At 56.7% G+C, this 20,928-nt stretch carries 17 protein-coding genes; 10 read left to right on the top strand and 7 right to left on the bottom strand.

The features are described from left to right. The first annotated feature begins 330 nt into the window (after positions 1-330). From AABO57_16645 to AABO57_16635, 3 genes are all read left to right on the top strand, one after another. Positions 331-1,476, top strand: a complete 1,146-nt coding sequence (locus AABO57_16645) for a cystathionine gamma-synthase (protein ID MEK6287371.1) — start codon at positions 331-333, stop codon at positions 1,474-1,476. Positions 1,477-1,685: 209 nt separating this feature from the next. Beyond that, the gene (locus AABO57_16640; GenBank protein ID MEK6287370.1) at positions 1,686-2,717 is read left to right on the top strand and encodes a PP2C family serine/threonine-protein phosphatase; all 1,032 of its coding nucleotides are present in this window, start codon (positions 1,686-1,688) and stop codon (positions 2,715-2,717) included. Between the two features lie 115 nt (positions 2,718-2,832). Continuing rightward, a complete protein-coding gene (locus AABO57_16635; GenBank protein MEK6287369.1) occupies positions 2,833-3,105 on the top strand; it encodes a DUF4404 family protein in 273 nt (90 codons plus the stop codon). A 24-nt stretch (positions 3,106-3,129) separates the two neighbouring features. Here the strand turns inward: AABO57_16635 and AABO57_16630 are convergent, their stop codons facing one another. The 4 genes from AABO57_16630 to AABO57_16615 are packed head-to-tail and all read right to left on the bottom strand — an operon-like array spanning position 3,130 to position 7,868. After that, positions 3,130-5,271: a PilX N-terminal domain-containing pilus assembly protein gene (locus tag AABO57_16630; protein ID MEK6287368.1), complete on the bottom strand. Its 2,142-nt coding sequence runs from the start codon at positions 5,269-5,271 to the stop codon at positions 3,130-3,132. 54 nt (positions 5,272-5,325) lie between these two features. Then, positions 5,326-6,648, bottom strand: a complete 1,323-nt coding sequence (locus AABO57_16625; protein MEK6287367.1) for a prepilin-type N-terminal cleavage/methylation domain-containing protein — start codon at positions 6,646-6,648, stop codon at positions 5,326-5,328. Positions 6,649-6,663: 15 nt separating this feature from the next. After that, positions 6,664-7,314: a hypothetical protein gene (locus AABO57_16620; protein MEK6287366.1), complete on the bottom strand. Its 651-nt coding sequence runs from the start codon at positions 7,312-7,314 to the stop codon at positions 6,664-6,666. Positions 7,315-7,355: 41 nt separating this feature from the next. Then, positions 7,356-7,868, bottom strand: coding sequence for a prepilin-type N-terminal cleavage/methylation domain-containing protein (locus AABO57_16615; GenBank protein ID MEK6287365.1), 513 nt, complete (start codon positions 7,866-7,868; stop codon positions 7,356-7,358). Positions 7,869-8,362: 494 nt separating this feature from the next. On the opposite strand from AABO57_16615, the gene AABO57_16610 reads away from it, so the two are divergent. Continuing rightward, positions 8,363-8,899: a hypothetical protein gene (locus tag AABO57_16610; protein MEK6287364.1), complete on the top strand. Its 537-nt coding sequence runs from the start codon at positions 8,363-8,365 to the stop codon at positions 8,897-8,899. Positions 8,900-8,973: 74 nt separating this feature from the next. On the opposite strand, the gene AABO57_16605 is transcribed toward AABO57_16610, so the two are convergent. Further along, positions 8,974-9,591: an ATP-binding protein gene (locus AABO57_16605; GenBank protein MEK6287363.1), complete on the bottom strand. Its 618-nt coding sequence runs from the start codon at positions 9,589-9,591 to the stop codon at positions 8,974-8,976. Positions 9,592-10,096: 505 nt separating this feature from the next. Then, positions 10,097-10,684, bottom strand: coding sequence for a lytic transglycosylase domain-containing protein (locus AABO57_16600; protein ID MEK6287362.1), 588 nt, complete (start codon positions 10,682-10,684; stop codon positions 10,097-10,099). A 335-nt stretch (positions 10,685-11,019) separates the two neighbouring features. Between AABO57_16600 and AABO57_16595 the strand changes: the two genes are divergently transcribed. From AABO57_16595 to AABO57_16570, 6 genes are all read left to right on the top strand, one after another. Next, positions 11,020-11,661 (top strand): CDP-alcohol phosphatidyltransferase family protein, encoded by a 642-nt coding sequence (locus tag AABO57_16595; protein MEK6287361.1) that lies wholly within the window; start codon positions 11,020-11,022, stop codon positions 11,659-11,661. Between the two features lie 199 nt (positions 11,662-11,860). Continuing rightward, the gene (dnaK, locus tag AABO57_16590) at positions 11,861-13,777 is read left to right on the top strand and encodes a molecular chaperone DnaK (protein ID MEK6287360.1); all 1,917 of its coding nucleotides are present in this window, start codon (positions 11,861-11,863) and stop codon (positions 13,775-13,777) included. 113 nt (positions 13,778-13,890) lie between these two features. Further along, a complete protein-coding gene (gene dnaJ / locus AABO57_16585; protein MEK6287359.1) occupies positions 13,891-14,985 on the top strand; it encodes a molecular chaperone DnaJ in 1,095 nt (364 codons plus the stop codon). Then, the gene (locus tag AABO57_16580) at positions 14,982-15,278 is read left to right on the top strand and encodes a hypothetical protein (GenBank protein MEK6287358.1); all 297 of its coding nucleotides are present in this window, start codon (positions 14,982-14,984) and stop codon (positions 15,276-15,278) included. Before dnaJ ends, AABO57_16580 begins: the two co-directional genes overlap by 4 nt. A 1-nt stretch (position 15,279) precedes the next feature. Beyond that, positions 15,280-15,678, top strand: a complete 399-nt coding sequence (locus AABO57_16575; GenBank protein MEK6287357.1) for a helix-turn-helix transcriptional regulator — start codon at positions 15,280-15,282, stop codon at positions 15,676-15,678. A 216-nt stretch (positions 15,679-15,894) separates the two neighbouring features. Further along, positions 15,895-19,071, top strand: a complete 3,177-nt coding sequence (locus tag AABO57_16570; protein ID MEK6287356.1) for a TonB-dependent receptor — start codon at positions 15,895-15,897, stop codon at positions 19,069-19,071. Between the two features lie 78 nt (positions 19,072-19,149). Here AABO57_16570 and AABO57_16565 read toward each other — a convergent pair whose 3' ends face one another. Beyond that, a complete protein-coding gene (locus AABO57_16565; GenBank protein MEK6287355.1) occupies positions 19,150-20,787 on the bottom strand; it encodes a rhomboid family intramembrane serine protease in 1,638 nt (545 codons plus the stop codon). Positions 20,788-20,928: the final 141 nt, after the last annotated feature.

The following is a 20,928-nucleotide window of genomic DNA, read 5'->3' as shown; positions in this document are numbered from 1 at the left end:
ACACAACGATTGAGAAGACGACGAATCCTCGGGCGCGCCTTGACCACGATGCTTGAAGGCCTCGCGATGTTGAATGAACAGATCGCGCCGAATTAGAGTGAAGGTTGATGTTCAAATAGACCGTCCAGATTACTCGCAGTGACCGAGAATATACAATCATTCAGACATACAGTTCAACAAATCCAAAGTTCCGTGCCAAAGCCTGATGAAAGATGCTAGATTAACAAACGAATAAACGCGAAGGAAAAGTTCAGAGTTCAGCCTTCAGGCTGCTCTCAATCAGGAAAGCTAAAGCTTGTACTCTGAACTTGCACGATTGGAGATTGGCGAATGAAGTTTTCCACGAAGGCGATACACGCCGGGCAAGAACCCGATCCAACAACCGGCGCGGTGAGCGTCCCGATCTATCAGACTTCAACCTATGCCCAGGAAGGATTGGGCAAGCACAAAGGCTTCGAGTACGCGCGGACCCAGAACCCTACTCGGCTGGCGCTCGAGCGCAACCTGGCGGCTCTTGAAGGGGGCAACGCTTGTTTCGCGTTCGCATCGGGGATGGCGGCCACCAACGCAGTGATGACGCTCCTCAAAGGCGGCGATCACGTGATCGTCAGCGATAACACCTACGGCGGGACCTTTCGACTTTTCGACAAGGTGCTTAGAAACTTCGGGCTCGAGTTCAGCTACGTGGATGCGCGCGAGCCTCAGAATGTCGAGGAGGGTGCGCGAGCCGAGACGCGCATGGTGTTCATCGAAACCCCAACCAACCCGGTGATGTCTTTGGTGGATATTCGAGCCGTGTCTGAGATAACCAGGCGGCGGGGTATTCGGCTCGTAGTCGATAACACCTTTATGAGCCCCTTCTTTCAACTGCCGCTGGAGCTTGGCGCGGACATCGTCGTTCACTCCACAACTAAGTATCTGAACGGTCACAGCGATAGCATCGGCGGCGCGGTGATCCTGAACGACGAAGAAGACATTGCCAGGATGGCCTTCATTCAGAACGCCGCCGGCGCGATTCTCTCGCCGATGGATTCGTGGCTGGTGATGCGCGGAACCAAGACGCTGGCCGTGCGCATGCGGCAGCATGACGAGAACGGCCGCATAGTCGCGCAGTTTCTCTCGGAGCACCCAAAGATCCAAAAGGTCTATTACCCCGGCTTGAAGTCGCATCCGCAGCACGAGCTTGCCGCGCGGCAGATGTCGGGCTTCGGCGGAATGATCTCGTTCGAGACCGGGTCGCTTGAAAATGCGAAGCGCGTACTGGAATCGGTTCGGCTGTGCACGCTTGGCGAGTCGCTCGGAGGAGTCGAGACGTTGATTTCGCATCCGGCTACGATGACCCACGCGTCGGTTCCTGAAACCGAGCGCATCCGTCTGGGAATCACCGACGGGCTGGTGCGAGTGTCGGTTGGAGTCGAGGATGTTGAGGACATTGTCGCGGATTTGGATCAGGCGTTGAATGGTATTAGTCCGTAGTCCGTGGTCCGTAGTCCGTAGCTCTTCCATGCGAGTTGATGGCAGAGAGCTACGGACTACTGACTACGGACTATTACGGACGATCAGTTACAGATATTGCCATCCAAACGGAAATCAATCATAATCACGCCCAACCCAAGGGCGTATCGACGTACCAAGAGTTCGGGTTGCTCGAGTACTCCGTCACACTGGTCTAACTGAATTTCATGATGGCCGAAGAGATCGCATTCAGAATCTCCGTATACGCACAGAGCGATGTGGGGATGGTTCGGACTGGCAACGAAGACAATTTCTTCGTCTTGAACCTTTCGACAGCCGACACCTGGAAGCCCGAAAGCGATTCGGATAGTGCTCACGAGAGCCTCACGAGCTTTAACCAGAGTTATTACGGGTCGCTCATCGCGGTTACCGATGGGATGGGCGGCGCGCTTGCAGGCGAAGTCGCCAGCCGCTTTGCGGTCGAGTGCGTGCGCGACCGAATGCTCGAGCTACAGGCCAGCCCGGCGTATTCCAAGCTTCCTTTTCACGAACGACTGCGTCTATCAATCGAGCTTGCCAACCTGTACATCTACCAGATGAGCACCAAGCGATCTGAGTACGCCGGCATGGGCGCGACCTTCACCGCGGTAGGGATATTTGGCACCACTGCATACTTCGCCCAGGTTGGCGACAGCCGGGCCTATCTGATTCGAGGCGGGCGCATCGAGCAGATGACCCGGGATCAATCGCTTGTCGGGCAGTTGGTCGAGGCTGGTCACCTGACACAGGAAGAAGCCGAGCGACATACTTATCGCAATGTGATACTCCAGGCGCTCGGGGCATCCCCAAACATCAATGTTGTCGTCGACCGTTTGGAAATGCGTGATATGGACACGCTTGCGTTGTGCAGCGACGGGCTATCCAACAAAGTGCGTCCCGAGGAAATAAAAGCAGCCATCGATCAATCCGGTTCATTGAAAGAAGCTTGTACGGCGCTCATCAACATGGCCAACGAGCGCGGCGGCGAAGACAACATCACCGTGCTGATCGCGCAGGTGAGCAACGGGCGGCTCAAGACACAGGAAACCGCCACCGATCCGCTGGTGACGACGGCATTGGGCAGCGAGACTCCGCCACAGGAGAGATGGGGAGCCGAGACACTTCCACGAGACCCCAACCTCCCCAATCATGTCGACCACGACTTGCTGGACGACGAAGAAGAGACGATCCCGCCAGAAGAGGATACGATCCCGCCGACTTAGACGATTGAAGAGTGAGGACCAGAAGTATCGCTTTGACTCATTAGCACATCAGAAGTATGGTTCTTTCGCAGGCTAGCCAGGACGCGGCGTTTCCGCTTTCATAGAGGGTTCTACAATGAATAAGCAGCAACTTCACAACAGGCTCGAGCAATTGCACGGCGAGCTTCAACAGATTGAGTCTGTCGATGAGAACGAGCGGGAGACTCTTCAGAAGGTGATGAGCGATATAAAGAAGTTACTGGAAGGACCAGAGGCCGATGAGCGCGATGTGCATGATCGGCTCGGTGAAGGGTTGAGGGAAGGGATAGAACGACTGGAAGCTTCACACCCTAGAGCGACAATGCTGATGGGCCAGGTGATCGACGCCTTGGCAAAGATTGGTATCTAGCTAACCAACGAACCCCTCTCAAGATCAGCGAGTAACTGCTCTCTGAGCCCTTCCGTAATAGATTCGCTTATACGACAGCACCACCGGGCTGTTAGTCTGAGCCTTCACCGTAGGCGCGCCGGTCGGACCACCTGTGTCGACTACATAGCCGGGATAGAACGGCGGCGATTGACCCTGATCGTAGCGCGGGTCCCACTTGCCTTTGTACGCGTACCCGTGAAACTGTCCGTCGTAGACTCCAAGATTGTCGTAGTTGCTCGATTGCATTCCGCCTACCAGGTTGAAGTTCCCGCGAAAAGGCTTACCCGCGAAATCCAGCACGTCTGATCTCACTCGCCCTCCAAAGGGCCGGCCGTTGGGACCGATGATCGAATGGCCGTCTGAATCCGTGAGACTGAATGCCGCCATTGAAGCGTTCACGGTCAGGTTGTCGGGCGCGCGGCCGTCGCTTGGAATGTTGATGTTGCCACCCGATGCAAAGATTCCCAGAACGTTCTTAGCGTCGGGATTGATCGGGTTGCCTGCCGGGTCAACCACCGGCGTCTCGTAGGTAAGGTCGCCCGTCAACGTGACGCTTCCGCCCGCAACCGGACGCCTCGCGTCTCCGGTGGGAGTGCCCCCGGCAGTGATTGTGACGGCGAAGTCGGAATCGATCGCGGGTATCGGCTGTCCTTTTCCGTCGCGCCCCGGACCGTGCAGCGAAGCCAAATCGCCGCGAACATAAAGCGATGCCGCCGAGCGATTGCCGTTCTCTACGATCGAGCGGTCTTTCGGAACTCCCCTCAGCGTGCGAGTGCCGTTGCCCGCATCGACGGTAGTCGTCCCCGCGTCGACATCGATGACGATTGTGGTGGTCTGCTTGCCCTGGGTGATTTTTATGACTTGTCGATTTCCAGAAGGATCGGCGCTCAACAAAACTTCGTTGACATCGCCCATCACGTAGATCCCGCTGCCGGAGAAGGTCTCGCCGTCAGATGGAAGATAAACTCCTGGCGCAAGTGTCGGAGTGGTCGAGGCCGCGTCTTTAGGCTCGGCCAGCGCGGTGTTCAAATCACCCGCGGCTCGAAGCCCGGCATGCAACTCGCCGTCAGTGGGCGGACCCGAAGACAGCGCGTACCCGCCGTCAAGCACCGCTCGGGCTTGATCGAATGCGTTGCCGGTCGGAGGAACAGGGTCAACTCCCCGATCGAACCCGGCCAAAAATCTCGGCGCGACCAGCACTCCATCAACCACGTCTGAATCGGCATCGACCGGCGCCGGCGGGAGGCCCCCGCCGTAGCGATAGTAGCTCGAGCTCTTGTAGGCTTGCGTAACGTAGCCGCGAAACGTCGGCGGATCGGAGCCGTCGGCAACGGTCCAGAAGCCGAATCGCTCGTTCGTGTGAACGCGGCCGGCGAACCTATCGCCCGGGCCGAGTCCTTGATAGATGAAGGGTCCTTCTGGGGTGTATGGATCGAAGCGGTCGAGGAAGAGCGCGAACTCTGAGAAGCTTCCGACGCGCAGCCCGCCGCCCTCAGCCCTCACCAGCAGCTTGAAATTGAGTACGCCTTCTTCGACCAGGGTAACCGCGCCGTTGAGTCCGGAGATTCCTTCGCCTACCGATTCCAGTTGATAGCTGACCGAGTAGGGCTCAATCTGTCCGAGTCTCGGGTAGAGCGGGTTGACCAGTTTCACGCGATTGGCAGCATGAGCAGGATCGTTGTCGCCGACTGCGTAAGGGACTTGAATTTCCTTAATCTTGATCTTGGTTCGATAGGCGGCGTTGTTCGGAAAGGATTCCGTAGTGTTGAAAGCTTTCTCAGCGGCCGCAATAAAATCGTCGGCGTTCAGTGTCGGCCGGCCCGGCGAAACTCGCGGAGGATCAGGCAACGACGCCATCACGAACTTGTCATTGCGAAGCAAGCGATGCAGATTATTTACTCCCGCCTCGGCCGCATAGAAGCCGCTGGTCAGGTTCTTGAAGTTGGAGGTGATGGACTTGTCCGACAGCGACGTAAAGGTCACTGCAAGCGCGAGCATGAGCATCAGTGACATGATCAGCATCACGCCGATCAAGGCCATGCCTCGTTGATCATCGGGGCGGCCAGCTGGGGCAGCCCGCGTGATCCTAGCCGGCATCAACATACGCGGCGTTAGAGCTTCGTGATGATTTCCTCTCTTCAGCATCGCCCAGCCTCCCAAACAAAGGTTCCGCATTCTTCCCGTCCTTCGAGCCTTAACCTATGGTCTCGGGTTCAATCGCTCGCCTAATCGCGGCTGCTTTCCGATTCTTCTTGTCTGACGCCTGTAGCCGCCTTCGCCTAACTCCCCTGATCCGTCACCCCCGCGGTCCGAGCCCAGCCCGGCGCCGCCATCGGATCCGAAGCCAGGATTCCCGCCGCCGCCTGGGGACCCACCGCCAGGCACACCGCCTCCCGGGCCGTCGCCGCCGCCTCCGGCCGTGCCGCCGTCGCCGGGAACGCCTGGCGAGCTTGTGCCGCCGCCGCCCGGCGATGATCCAAAAGCGCCGCCCGATATGAAGCGGGGACGAATGACGCTTGCTAGGGTGACCAGACGCTCGGCTTGCTGATCGCTTTTGATCTCAGTGCGCGCGGTCATCGTGACTTCAACCGCGGCCGTCTTGTATTGCCTCGAGATGTTCTGTTGCTTAACCCACTGGCCCTCGACTTCTCCATCTTTCAACTCCAGGTAGCGCACCTGAAACGCTACGACGTTGCGGGCGATGGTAATTGACGGAGCATCGTTCACCGAAAGCGCAAATGTCGGATGTTCCGGATCGGTCTTGCGATCGACGAAGTAGCGCTTGATCGTGGCCGGCCGCATTGTGAACGAGCCGCCTTCGTAGACATCGCCGAAGGGAACTTCCGGTTGAACACCGCGATGCTCGATTGGCTCGAAGCTGACGCCAATCGCGCCTTCGGCTGTCAACTTCGCGCTTTTTATCTTGATGAAGTCGACTTGGACTGAACCGTCTTGACGCAGAGCACTGATGATAAACTCTTCGTCGGGCGATAGAGCGTCGATGACCGACATCGCCTCGGCGCGCAACGCGCCGTTCGGCAGGATCTCAACGTAGCGATCCGCGGTAGAGAAACTCCTCGTCGAAGCCGCAATCAACGGGAGCGCGGCCGCCGGCAGTTTCGTTTCGGTGTCCGATGACACAATGGTTACTTCGTCTGTCTTTCCTTCAGGGCCGTTGTACGAGTAGATCGATCTGAACCTCGAACCCAACCCAAGCGCGTTTTCCTTCGATTGCTGTATGTCGCGCGTGAGAAAGTCCATCAGCAGCCGCGCATTTTGATCCATTTCGGAAACGCCTTGCTCTGTGCGAAAGATGGTCTGGCTCTTGCTGAGCAACAGTACCACCGAGCCGATGATCAGAGTGAAGACCGCCATAGCGATCATCAACTCCGCCAGCGTAAATCCGCGCTCGTGTTCACGGGGCAAAGGGCGAACGCAGTGCGAATAAGCTCGGTCGAGTGCGTCGCTAGCTGGCATCGGTGAATTTACGCTTGCAGGTTGTTCGTTGGCTTGTGTCCTCATGAACTGTTCCCTCCGCTACTGATTCGTCATCACCGTATACAGATCGACCAACTCCGGCGCCTTGCCGGCGGCAGGATTCTCGCTCTTCACTCGCACGGCAATCGTCAATCGTCTGTCGGCAGGGTTCTCTTCGCTGCTGGACATGATGACCCATCGGCGCGAATAGGTGACTCGGCCATCACCAAACGGATTGCCCGCTACAATCGTTCCATCCGGCCTGCGAGTTTCCGCGGCGCCATTCGGGTTGACCACGGTCACCGTGCCTTCAGGCTCGACGTCATCGCGGCCGGCAATGATGATCTTGTCGAAGTAGTAAGAGCCATCGGTGGCAGCGGCGTCATACGCGATGCTGCCGACTATGTAAGCGTCGTCCGGCCCGTGACTGCTCGGATTTGTGGTCATCCTCGACGGGTCGACCAGGCGTTGAAAGGACGCGGCGCCGAGTTGTTCGAGCCTATCCTGCGCGAATGTCGTAGCTGTGGTGAAGTTGCGTGAGCTGGCGTTGGTTTTCATCGCGAGGGTGAACATCCCGGCTATGCTCACAAGCCCGACGACCGTGACCAACATGGCGATGACGGCTTCGATCATCGTGAAGCCTTCCGCGTTCAACCCATTCGTCCGCGGCTGGCTATCGAATCTGCGTTCTGGTTGATTGACTGATTCCATGTCTGACTCTGCTCTTCTGTAGTTTCCGCTTCGCACTTAGGTTAGGTGCGATCGTCTCGCTTCGCTTCCGAAACGGTTACCTGACCGGTCGGTGACACGGTCACGTACAAGTAGTAGCCGTCCGATCCATTCAGGCGAATCGTCGGGCTCTCTTTCGGCATCGGCGTGATGACACCCCGGCCATCGAAAGCGATCTGTTTGGGAGCATCCGGGGAAACGGTGACGCCGCCTGGCAACTGCACGGTGCCCTTGTTCTGCGGCTCTGCTTTCCCTTCGGGGTCGTACTGCTCGATGTCGACGCGCTGCAACTCGGCGACGAATACCCCAGCCAGGGTGTTGTTTGAAGTAGCCAAATACCTCGCGCGCTGCAACGCGGTGGCTACATTTCGGCCGCCGACACCCAGCCGGTACATTCGCATATAAGAGACGATTTGAGGCACGACAAACGCGGCGGCGATTGCGATGATCAGGAGAACTACCACCATCTCGATCACAGAAAAGCCGCGCTGGGCTTGCCTTGTCCCTGAACCGGTTATGAGCTTTGGTCGAAACATATGGTTACAGAATATGGCAGACGCTTACTTACACTTCGCGTTACTTCTTCACAGAGAGCGCCCCTGAGTCGGCGTTTAGTTCGCCTCCTCCTTCAAAAAGGACAGGTCTGGGTTGGGGACCGTTGGGGACTGTTGGGGGTTTACGTACTGAAGTCGGCGGTTGTGTAGGCAATCACTATTCCGCGAGGTGGTTTGAGATCAATTCAGTGTGAAGACGAGCAGCGATCTACTGCCTCCCTCCGTGGACGACCCTCGTGGCCCAGCGCAGCCGTTGGGTAACGCGGGGCGCCCACAGTTTTACTGAGGTGTTCAGTAACAGAAACATTTCGCGGCCCGATTGGCTCGGCACGCAGACCTTGGCCGATTCTTGCTCAATGGCGAGGGTTCATTCTCCGTTTCAGTGATGAGAGAGACGGTCTTTTCTCAGGAACGTCGCTTGCTCGAACACCTCACCCAGCCAAGAGAGGGTTCTAGCTGAAGGGAACGGGTTGTGGATGAACTTGCTTCGTCTTGAAACGAACGGATGGTGTCTCATCGGGGTGCTGGCTCTGGTCGAACTAGTCGGGCTCGTGATCTTAGTCTTCGTTGGGAAGTTGAGGCGCGGAATTCAGATACGAGGCGCCAATCTGTGCTCGGTTGAAATGGTTTCGCCTCGTGATCCACAGTGGGTGCTGCGCGAAATCGAGCGGCTGTGCTCGGGAGAAGATCGCGTCGAGTCCCTGATCAAACATATGAGCGCCGAGGATCGCGCGCTGTTTGATGTGACGATCATAGATTCCCTCAACAAGCACTCGCGCGATGACCAGTACGGGTTACGTTCGGCGCTCATAAGATACGGCTACGACGAACAATGCGCGCGGCGCGTGATGAGCGAAGATTTCTCGGATCGGCTTCGAGCATCCGCAGTCTTGAGCTTGCTCCGCCCGCAATGGAAGGACACATGGATGGAGTGCAAACATCGTCCGAAGGATGAAAACGCCGCGCTCTCCCATGCTGCTACGCGAGACACTGGGCCTGTGGATATTGAATGAGTCGAAGTTCAAACTTGAGATCGCCGCGACTTGGAATCGGATGACGCCTTGAACTCCGAGCCTGACTTCGGCTTTCACTCGGCTTTCTTTTGTCCGTTGGAAGGCTGGTTTTGGGGGTGAGATTTGTTGCTCGTGCGTTTAAACATCTCCAAACGGTTCCCGCTTTGATTGAAACAGACCTCATCCATGATGTGGCGGATAAGAAGAAGCCCGCGTCCGTTTGGTTCAAGCAACCGGCAAGGCTCGGTAGGGTCAGGCACCTTTTCCAACTCGAATCCCGTGCCTTCGTCGGCTACGGTAAATCGGACGCCTTCGACGCTGAACTCGGCGACTATGTGAACGGCCTTGCGGCAATCGCTCTTATTGCCGTGCTTGATGGCGTTCACGATAGCTTCGTCTAAAGCGATGAGCACTTCCAAGTCGCCCGGTGTAACAATTCCCAGCCTTAGCATTCGTTCGTTCAGATAGTCCAACACGCCATCCAGATGCCTGAGCTCGCTCGGCATTTTGAAAGCTACACGCTCTTCGAGAAAGGGTAGTAGATCGTCCAGATGCACTCGCTCAGATCGGTCCTCGACGTAATTGTCGAACCCGGAGGAGTCGCAGCCAACGCCACCGTCGTTCCAGTCGCGCGGTGACGAATCCTCCAAGCGCCCTGTGACTAGGTCGGAGTTGGCTTCGCCTTTGCGCATCAAAACCAGCAGCTCTCCATACCAATCGAATCGAACTGACCTCGCGCACGCGCCATTGAAACAGGCGTATTGTGCTCCTCGAGATCGAGCATCTTATAACATAGAGAGAGGAATTAATCTACAATTGCCACCGTCATTGTTACGCGCGCTATCCTGATCGAACCCGATCTTCTCGAACCGGACCAAACGGGACTTGCGTCGGGTAACGAGATATGATAAAAAAATAAACAACTGAAAGCAGCAATTGAGGTGCCTCCTCAATTCCTGAAGTGAGCGGAATGGTAGAGGACGAGAAGCTGGATGTGCAGTTCTCGTCCTCATTTTTTTGGTCCTCGATCCAAGCTTCGCTATTCTCGAGGCTCCGCCGAAACAACCCGGCGACGAGGGCCGGCCGCTGATCAAGGCGGCACCCGAAAGGGCGTTGGTCATTTGTAGACTTGGGCTCGTGTAGAGGAAGCTGCAGTGCCTCCGCTGTGGCTTTGAAAGCGCGAATTCGCTCGGGCCGTTACCCGGTTGACGTCAGTATTGGGCCCAATTCGAGGCGTGTCTGTTCGCGCGGGGGCACCGGATGGTAGGTCTTGCCATAGGCAGTGGTGATTTTTTGAACGTAGTTTTTCGTCTCCTTGTAATCTGGGACCTTGTTACCGCACTTTTCGACGGTTCCCTCGCCCGCGTTGTACCCCGCAAGTGCCAGCATAACATCACCGTCGAATCTCTTGAGCAGCCATTTCAGGTACCGCACACCGCCTTCGATATTCTGCCGCGGGTCATAACGATTCTCGACCTTGAATCGCTCGGCGGTGGCGGAGATGATCTGCATCAATCCCTGCGCATCCTTGTTTGACCGAGCACTGGGCTTGAATTGGGACTCCTGTCGCATGACGTAATAAATCAGCTTTGGATCGACGTCGTACATGGCTCCCGCGTCCGCAATCATCTTGTCAATTAGGAGGTTGCCGCTTGTAAGGTCTCCTAGAGCTTTCTGCTCAGCCTCCGCGGTAGCCGCCACAACAGGCGCACCGACACGGCCGTGAAGAGTAAGCACCGAGGTTACGATCAGCGCTAGCGCGCTGATTCTATAAAGAACTTTCAATTTCCTGCACGATACTGACGCGGAATACAAACGCATTTGTTGCTACCTCTCCCTGTCTTGCTTTAGTGTTGTGGTTCGCTCGATGAATCGGCGCCTTTAGGTGAATGTCCGCTTCACATAAAACAGTATGATGCGTTCTGTGCGAATATTCAATATATCTCCTTTCATCACAATGATTTCGCAAGATTCGACGCAATGATTTCGCAACTCTTTTGGAACCGGCGAAGCCTGGGTTGCGGTCGCGCAAGACACTATTGCATAGAGATCAAGGGGCTTGCTCGGAGAGCATTGATGTTGCCCGGGCCGGTTCACAACCATATAATCGCTGCAATAAAATGGCAACAAATCAAACTCAGGCGGCCGTCGCGAAGCCGAATCGATCCGAGGTTGGGCGAGCCGGAGTCTGGACGATTCCGAATATCCTCACGACTTTTCGTATGGTGCTTACCGTCCCCTTCCTTTATTTCGTCCAGCAAGGAAGCTTTGGAAAAGCGCTTCTAGTGTTCTTCGGGGCGAGCGTCACTGATTTCGTCGACGGCTTCATCGCGCGCAGATTCAAGCAGCAATCACGTCTCGGCCGGTTCCTCGACCCCATCGCCGACAAACTATTGACGACCACCGGTTTTGTGGTGATGGCAATTCCGCACGCGGGATTCCCGTCGATTCCAATCTGGCTTGCTGTCGCCGTGGTCGGTAGAGATGTGATCATAGTGTTGGGTTCGCTGGTTGTGTATTTGCTGACGAAGTTCAAAGATTTCAAGCCAACCCTCCTAGGCAAAATCAACACGCTGGTAGAGCTGGGGCTAATCGTCTGGTTTCTTGTTTTTCACACCACAGGACGGCTGATCTTTCTGTTGCCATTTCTCTACGCGATCGTGATCGCGTCCCTCATAGTCTCTGGCGGCGAATACGTGGTTAAGGGAATAAGCATTCTGCGACGCGAGCCGCAGAAGGTCTCGAGCGAGACGACCGCATAGCACTTGCGCAACATCCAGCGTTGTAGCCCCTGACTGACTCACAGGCAGACGACGCTTGGCATCCGCAGTAAGAACAAACGGAGCATTGAGAATTGATGGAATCTAGAATTGTTGAGGTTCCGACTTACAAAAAACTTGACAGCATCGTGCTCAGATATTAAGATTCAATTTGATTTCAACTTCCTGGAGGCATTGAAAAATGGGCAAGATTATAGGTATTGACCTTGGTACCACCAACTCGGTTGTCGCGGTGATGGAGGGGGGCGAGCCGATGGTTATTACCAATTCCGAAGGCGCGCGGACCACGCCTTCTGTCGTAGCGTTCACCAAGGACGGCAATCGTTTAGTCGGACAGGTGGCCAAGCGGCAGGCGGTCACCAACCCGGAAAACACCGTTTACTCGATCAAGCGTTTTATGGGGCGTCGCTTTGATGAAGTGAATGAAGAAATGAAGATGGTGCCTTACAAGGTCACCAGAGCCGGAAACGATGTCAGGATCCAAGCCGGTGATAAAGAGTGGTCTCCGCCGGAGATCTCGGCAATGATCCTTCAGAAGCTCAAGCAAGCCGCGGAGGATTATCTTGGACAGAAAGTGACTCAAGCGGTCATTACCGTCCCGGCGTATTTCAACGATTCCCAGCGCCAGGCCACCAAGGATGCGGGCAAGATCGCGGGCCTCGAAGTCATGCGTATTGTCAACGAGCCGACCGCCGCCGCGCTTGCTTACGGGCTGGACAAAAAGAAAGACGAGACAATCGCAGTATTCGACTTCGGCGGCGGAACGTTCGACATCTCGATTCTTGAAGTGGGGGAAGGTGTAGTAGAGGTCAAGTCCACTAATGGAGACACTCACCTGGGCGGCGACAATATCGACCAGCGCATCATCGACTGGATCATCGAAGAGTTCCGTAAAGATCAGGGCATCGATCTCTCGAAGGACAAGATGGCTTTGCAGCGGCTGAAAGAGTCGGCAGAGAAAGCGAAGATCGAGCTTTCTTCGACGATGGAGACGGAGATCAATCTTCCTTTTATTACCGCCGACCAGTCAGGGCCCAAGCACCTGGTCATGAAACTGACGCGCGCGAAGTTCGAACAGCTCGTTGAAGAGATTTTGCAGAGGACAATTGGCCCGTGCCGCGCGGCGCTCGAAGACGCCGGATTAAAAACCGACAAGATCGACGAGGTGGTGCTGGTCGGCGGATCGACTCGGATACCGAAGGTCCAGCAGATGGTAAAGGAGTTTTTCGGACGCGAACCTCACAAGGGTGTGAACCCGGACGAAGTTGTCGCCGTCGGCGCGGCGATTCAAGCTGGTGTGCTTGGTGGCGAAGTGAAGGACTTGCTTCTGCTCGACGTCACGCCGCTGAGTCTCGGTATCGAAACGCTCGGCGGTGTGTTTACGAAATTGATCGAGCGAAATACCACGATTCCGACACGCAAGTCGGAGATTTTCTCGACCGCTTCTGACAGTCAGACTTCCGTGGAAGTCCATGTACTTCAGGGCGAGCGCTCGATCGCAGGGCAGAACCGCACTCTCGGGAAGTTTCATCTGGTAGGCATCCCGCCTGCGCCGCGAGGTGTTCCGCAAATCGAAGTGACCTTTGATATTGATGCCAACGGCATCGTCAATGTCTCGGCCAAAGACCTCGGCACCGGCCGCGAGCAGAAGATCACCATTACATCCTCGTCAGGCCTGGCCAAGGATGAGATCGACCGGATGATGAACGATGCAGAGTCGCACGCCGAAGAAGACCGCCTGGCTCGCGAGCGCATTGAAGCGCATAACAAGCTGGACGGAATGATCTACTCGACCGAGAAAACTTTGTCAGAGCATCGCGACAAGGTTGATGCTTCGACCGCGAGCGAAATTGAATCCGAGGTAGCCGAGGCAAAAAGCAAGCTCGATTCGAGTGATGCGGCTGAGATCAACGCGGCATACGACCGGCTGGTCAAGTCCTCGCACAAGCTTGCCGAGATCATGTATCAGCAAGCCTCCTCTCAGGCGGGCGGCCAAACCGGCGGCGCCGGTGCTTCAGGCGCGGCTGCTGGAAGCGGCGGGAGCGGCGAGGATAACGTGATCGACGCCGACTTCGTCGACGTTGATGATAAGAAGTGAGGAGCCGTCGTGAACTAGCATAGACTTCAGTTCGTGTCTCCGTGGCTGCGGGGGCGCCTTAGTCTCGAATGTGATCGACTAAAGTCTATGCTGCTTCGCACGCATCATCGTCTATGCAAGGTCCGGACTACTACAAGCTGCTGGGTGTACCGCGCAGTGCGAAAGCCGAGGACATAAAGAAGGCTTATCGCAAACTCGCGCGGCGTCATCATCCGGACGTCAACCCCGGAAACCAGGCTTCGGAGGATCGCTTCAAACAAATCTCCGAAGCCTTCGAGGTTTTGTCCGACCCCAAGAAGCGCGAGATATACGACCGCTACGGCTATTACTCGGAGCACGCGGCGGCCGGGGCCGGTACTGCCTGGGGACCGGTGTTTGACTTCTCCAACTTCGGAGCCGCGAATTTCCGTGACATATTCTCGGAGGTTTTCAGCAACCTCAGACCTCAAGCTTCGCCTTCGCGCAAACAGCCCTCACGCGGGAGCGACCTTGAGTACCCGCTTGCCTTGACCTTCGAGCAGGCGATGCAGGGCCTGACAACCAGGATTGAAGTGGATCGCAGCGAAAGCTGCGCCGACTGTCGAGGGATAGGCGAAACGGCTAGCGCTGACGCCGCATGCTCGGCCTGCAACGGAACCGGTCAGCAGGCGAGGCGAATCGGCGGACCTTCCAGATGCACTCAGTGCGCGGGTACCGGAAAGGTCGCTGTTGTGTGCGCCGCTTGCAAGGGCCAGGGGATCGTGGCCAGGCGCGAAACAATCACGGTTCGGATACCGGCCGGTGTCGAGACCAGTTCGCGGGTCAGGGTCCCGAGCAAGGGGCACGCGGGCAGGTCAGGCGGTCAGTCCGGCGACCTCTACATAGTCACCAACGTCAGTGAGCATTCGTACTTCAAACGTCAAGGGGACAATATCCATTGCGTCGTGCCGCTCACTGTGCCCGAGGCCGCGCTCGGCGCCAAAATAGAAGTGCCGACTGTGGACGGAAAGGCGCTGCTCAGGATTCCGCCGGGCACTCAGTCGGGGCAGCGGTTCCGATTGCGAGAGCGCGGCGCCCCAAGCCTGCGCGCCGGAGGCAGCCGCGGCGATCAGTTCGTAGAAGTGAAGATCACGCTCCCCAGAGTGATAAGTGAAGAGACAAAGGAGCTACTCGGGCGCTACGCGCGATACAATCCTGAGAATCCTCGCGCCGAGATGGGGCTCGAATGATTGAACAGCTTCTTTACTGGTTGGTACCGCTAGCGCTTATTGCGCTGCTGTTCTGGTCTGTCGTTCGAGAAAACGGTCGCCGCAGACGTAGAACAGTAGCGGAATGGGAACGGGATTTCGCCGCCGGGCAAGGTAAGACCACTCAGTTCATCCAGGCCGGGGCCCTGGGGTTGGAGGCAATCCTCATAGACGAAAAGCGCAAGGCGATTGAATCCATGCAGGATGAGAAGCAGGGAATGACAAAGACTGGGGGCAAAGACGACGACGTCGATCGAACCGCGGCAAAAGAGTAAAATGTCGAAGAGCAAGACCGTAAAGAAATATACGATAAGCGTAGTGGCTGAGGAGTATGGCGTCCACCCTCAAACGCTGCGGTTGTACGAACGCGAAGGTCTGATCAAACCATCGCGTTCGGCTAAAGGCACGCGCTACTACACTGAAGAAGATATCGAACGGCTCGAGCTAATACTCAATCTCACTCGCGATCTCGGAGTGAATCTCGCGGGGGTTGAGATCATTCTTAACATGCGCGAAAAGATGAATCGAATGCAACACGAGTTCGAGAATTTCCTCCGGTATATTCGCGAGAACATCGCGCTGGAGTTATTCAGCAGCGACGAGAGCGCCAAGAGCGCTCTGGTCCCGCGCCGGCGCATCGAGCTTGTCGTCAAGAACGGTGGCCGCGTCGATTGAGCTAGTCGCTTCCATCCTTTTGCTCCTAATGTGCCCAATTGATACCTCTGCCTTCCTCAGACACTCACTGGCGCCGAAGGTCCTTAGATTAGCCCCCTACGTTTTCGCATTGTCCACCACACACCTCGCGTCGTATATTATCCGCGGCCTAATCCTGGGTTGATGCAGACACAATCGTCGTCGTCAGGGCCGAAGATTTCATCGGAGGTGCCCGACATGCTCACCAGGATTTCTTACACAGCCGCGCTGGCGCTCGCTGGGTTGTTACTTGTGCTCGTCGTATCGGCTACGACAACAAGCGCGGACGATCTCGACAATATCGTGTTCGAAGGCGTCGTACGGGACACCGCTGGCGCGGTGATTCCTGGAGCGAAGATCGTAGCGATCCAAACCGCGACCGGCGTCGAGCGTGTTGCGACGACTAACGGCGAAGGCCGCTTCCGAATCGCAGTCGGCGCGCCCGGCAACTACAAGCTCAAGGTGAGCGCAACCGGCTTCTCGGAGGAGGAGAGCCAACCGATCGCGGCCACGACGGGCCGGAGTTTCGCGATCGACTTTGCTCTGCACGCCGCTGGAGTGAGCGAGCAGATTACTGTTGCCGCTTCGAGCCCGGCGCTTGTCGACACCAATCGAACTGTTGTCGGCGACACAATAACTCAGCGTGAGCTCGAGGACCTGCCGATCCTCAATCGTGATCCGCTTCAGCTCGTCTTCCTGCTCGGAGGCGTCGTGGAAGCTCCCTTATCGACAACCGACCTGGCCGATGAAGGGCGAGGAGTCTTCTTGCGAGGCACGCCCGAAGAGGCGGGTTCATTCTCGCTTACCGGCGCGCCGGCGACGTCGAACAACATCACCATAGACGGGCTCGACAACAACGATGATCGCTCGGCGCGCGAGCGTATTGGTCTGAGCATCGAATCGATCGCCGAAGTCCAGATCATAACCAACCAGTACGCGGCGGAATACGGGCGCGCTTCGGGCGGCCGGATCAACATTCGAACACGAGCAGGGGCGAACGGCTATCACGGGAACGGCTACTTGTTTTTCTCTGACGAGTCGCTCAATGCCAATACTTATTTCCGCAACGCGCGAGGTCTTGGCCGGGTGGCTCAGCAGCAACGGCGGGAAGGCGGGGTGCTGTCTGGTCCGATTCGAAAGCAAAAGGATTTCTTCTTCGCCAGCTACGAGCGGTTTGATTTTCCAGACTTTGCGGAGGTCAATGCGTTCGTGCCCGTTGCCGGCAATCCTTTGTTTCCGCTGCCAAAGCCGACTCAGCCTCCGGCAGCAGGTAGTCAGGTCGCGCTGTTCTCCGAAGAAATTCCGACGCCTGAGAGCTCGAACGTCGGGAACCTCCGTGCGGACCTGAACTTCTCACAAGTGCATAACGCCGCCGTTCGGTTCGACCTGCTGCGCGGCGAAAACGGTCGCGGCTTTCCGGGCGGTACGCGGTTGCCCGAGACGATTCTGATCGAGGGCCGCAATTCGGATTCGATCAGCGTCTCGGATTACCTGGTCTTCGCCAACAAGTTTGTCAATCAGGCGAGGTTTCAGTATTCGAGACTCTTGCCTCGAAGCACGGCAGGCCTGGACTCCGCGACCGTGGTGATCACATCACCCAGAGTTACCGCGGGATCATTCACCGGCAGCAACGCTTCCCCCGCCTTCGCCAGGGAAGAGAAGCGAACGCAGATTCAGGACAACATCTCGGTCATACTCGGAGCACACCTGTTCAAAGCCGGGGGTGACATTCAGTTGGTGCGCTCGACGTTCCAAGATCTGTTCGCAACCGCCGGCGAGTTCACGTTCGATACAGTCGATGACTTCCTTGCGAACAACCTGAGCCGCTTCGTCCAGCGCTTCGACACCGAAAGCCGCGTGTCGAATAACGTGGTTGGCGTCTTCATGCAGGATGAGTGGAAGATCCGGTCGAATCTGACGCTGTCGCTCGGCATGCGTTGGGACAACGAGTCTGTTCTGGAGGATCGCAAGAACTTCAGCCCGCGCGTTGCGATCGCTTGGGACCCGTTCGGCGGCAAGCTCTTTCGCAGTTTTAAGAAGCTGGCCGAGCCCGGCAAGACTGTCGTCCGCGCGGGCTTCGGTCTGTTCTACAATCGCGCGCTGCTCCGCACGATCGATGACTTCTCTCTCGGGACATCGACAATTATCGTCGACTCCGACGTGAAGCCCGAGGTCCTATCGGCGGTGCGCTTCCCGCAACCGATCAACGATCAGACGCTGATCGACCGGTTCGGCATAGCCGAGACTCAATTCCTGCGGCGGGTCAGTCCGGATCTCGAGATTCCATACACCCTTCAGACGGGTCTCGGAATAGAGCGCCAACTTGCAAAGCGTCTGGTTGCGAGCGTGGACTACATCTTCACTCGCGGCGCTCACCTTTGGCGGGAGACCAATATCAACGCTCCGGTGTTGCCCATCGGGTTTCGGAATTTCACCCAGTACCTCGAGAGCCGGGATTTTGATAACCGCCCGCTGCAAGGCGGCCAAAGGCCCATATCAGGATCCAGCGCTGACGTTGTGCGCTTCGATGGCAGCGCGAATACTTCGTCGACTTCAGGAGCGATTCAAGTTGAAAACGGCGTGCGAGTGTTGACGCTCGGACTGAACGCACCACGCTCCTCCAACATCACGGCGGCGCTCAATGCGCTCCGTTCTTTGAGGCCGGACTCCTCGCTCACCCAAGTCGAGCTTCTGGAATCAACCGGCAACTCTTTTTATCACGGCGGCGTTTTCTCGTTGCGTTCCTCGCTTGGCCGCCGGGCGACCTTTCGGGCGGTGTACACGCTTTCGAGATTCGTCGACGAAGGAACTACGAACACCGCCTCACCACAGGACTTGTTTGACCGCCGAGCCGAACGGGCGCTGTCGCTTCAGGACCAGCGGCACAGATTCACGTTCAGCGGCCTGTTTCAAATTCCCTATATCGAGTTGGACGTTGCGCCGATATTGTCGTTTGGGTCCTCGAAGCCCTTTAACATCGGAGCCGGTTTTGATCGAAACTTGAATGACATCGAGAACGACCGTCCTAACTTTATCCAGGAGATTGGGCGGCCTGAATGGCGGCGGCCCGGGAGCGGTGCGGCGGATGACGTCAAGTCGGCGCTTGCGCTTGCGCCGATTGGCACGACCGGGGACCTGCCGCGCAACTACGGGATCGGACCGGGCACGCGCTCGATAAACCTGCGCGCGTCACGGACGTTTGTCGTTGGGGATCACGTCAGAGTGCGAGCCACTGTAGACGCGTTCAATGTTTTCAACAACACGATATTCAGCTTCGGTTCGGAGTTCGTCGATCGCGACGATGCAGATTTTCTGCTACCGCGACGGACCCAGCGCCCGCGCACCGTTTTGCTGGGTCTGAAGGTTTCATTTTGAAATGATATGGAAGGACGGCCGGCTTGGCGCGGATCAAGGTCACGTAGGCCGCGGGCGTGACATCAACCCGGCGTAACATCAAAAGGACAGCTTCTCGATAGGCTTTTCAGGCGCTCGTGGTGGGTGCTTTGCCCAGTTGCCACGTCCTTCCAATATCCGGTTGCACTTATCAATACCCATGCGGGCGCGAGCGCCGTACGGCTCAAGCGCTTGCATCGCCTCTGCTTTTTTGAATAACTCTATGGCACGGTCGGGGTCGGCAACAGAGAGAGCCACTTCGCCTCCCTGAACCGCAGCCTGCGAGACGAGGGGATCATCAGGCCAGGCGTTCACAAGGCGTTCATACTCCACTGCTGCCTCGCGGTTCATGTCCGACTCTTTCAGGTACTCGCAGATCGTCAGCCAGTCGCGCGCCGGGATTCGAGGCGCGACGTTGTCATCAGGGAACGCTGACAGCAAACCGTCGTAGGCGTAAAGCGCCGCCTCTTTGTCCTTGTTGACCAGGTGCTGGCGGATCAGGCGGGCGTACATAGCGTTGAGCCGGTCGAAGTTCGAAGTCTGTTGATATAGCTGTATCGCTGTCAGCAGCGCATTCGTGTCGTTTGGCTGCTTGCCAAGATGAGCCCTGAGCTTTCTCTCTGCCAACACCGCGTCTCCCTTATCCAACGCCTCCAGGGCCTGGGTGACGGCGGGCGCGGCTGAGAATGAAACCATCGCTTCGATCTTCGGATTGATGTGTTCCTCTTCATACTTTGTGAGCTTCATCATGATCGCGAAGCCCGCGCCAAACACAAAACCTGCAATGTGGATCGAATAGCCGACATTCGAAACCGATCCCGCCTTCTTGTCGAAATACCAGTACACCACCTGAGCGATGAAGTAAGAGGCCAGATAGATATAGCCTGGGACCATCACGACTATCGGCTTCTTCCCAAAGAGCAGTCGAAGCCACCAGAAGTGCAAACACAGGAGTTTTATCTTCGTCTTTGGCAGCCTGAACAGAAAGGCGCCCATCGTCGCTGAGATTGCCCCTGATGCGCCTATCGAAGGCACGGCTGCAGGATTGACTAAGCCCGGTATGCACGAAGCCGCAGCGCCGAGAAGATAGAAACCGAGAAACACACCTCGGCCCCAGAGATCCTCGAGACTGAAGGCCACGGCAAAGAAGAAGATCAGGTTGCCGAACAGGTGAAGGCTGCCGCCATGCAAGAACGCGGCGGTGATCAGTTGATGCGGCTTCCAGTCGCCGTTCGGGGCGAGCCCGTACTTGTACCATAGACTTTCTTTTGCGAGGTCCTTGAATGCGATGAGTTTTTGATCAAGCTCGTCTCGCAGCCTTTGGGCTTCGAGGGTGGCGAGCCATTCCTTGTACTGAGCTGCGATTTCCGGAGCGTGTTTGAGCTGCTCCTCGAGAGCGTCTGCTTCGAACTTGCTTATCACTCCTACTTCGGCGAGCTTCTTTCGCACGTCCGGGTCAGCCAGCAACTCTTCATGCTGCTTTATGAACTGTTCCATCCTGGTCCCGATTTTTGTCATCTCGTCGAGCTGGCCGGCAACCACCGGCAAGGTGACGTAGAAGACAATCACGTTAAGCGCCATGATCGAGAAGGTGATCCATGGCAAGCGGCGAACGGTCGAATTCTCGTTGCCTATCGGTATGAAGGAGGAAACCAGGGCAAGGAAAATTATGAGGAGTATGAAGATCAGGATGGACATTGTCGGATGTTCTTGAGATCGCTGTTAGTCAGTGAGGGCAGGCGCGGGAGGTGCAAGTGAAGCCTGGATGAGGACCGAGCGGATGATACCAAAGGGCCAGGACGTGGGCAATAGTATTGTTAGTAAGGCCCTCGCGGTGTC

Source organism: Acidobacteriota bacterium (assembly GCA_038040445.1).
Taxonomy (GTDB): Bacteria; Acidobacteriota; Blastocatellia; order UBA7656; family UBA7656; genus Onstottus_A; species Onstottus_A frigus.
This window is presented reverse-complemented; position numbering and strand designations above follow the sequence as displayed.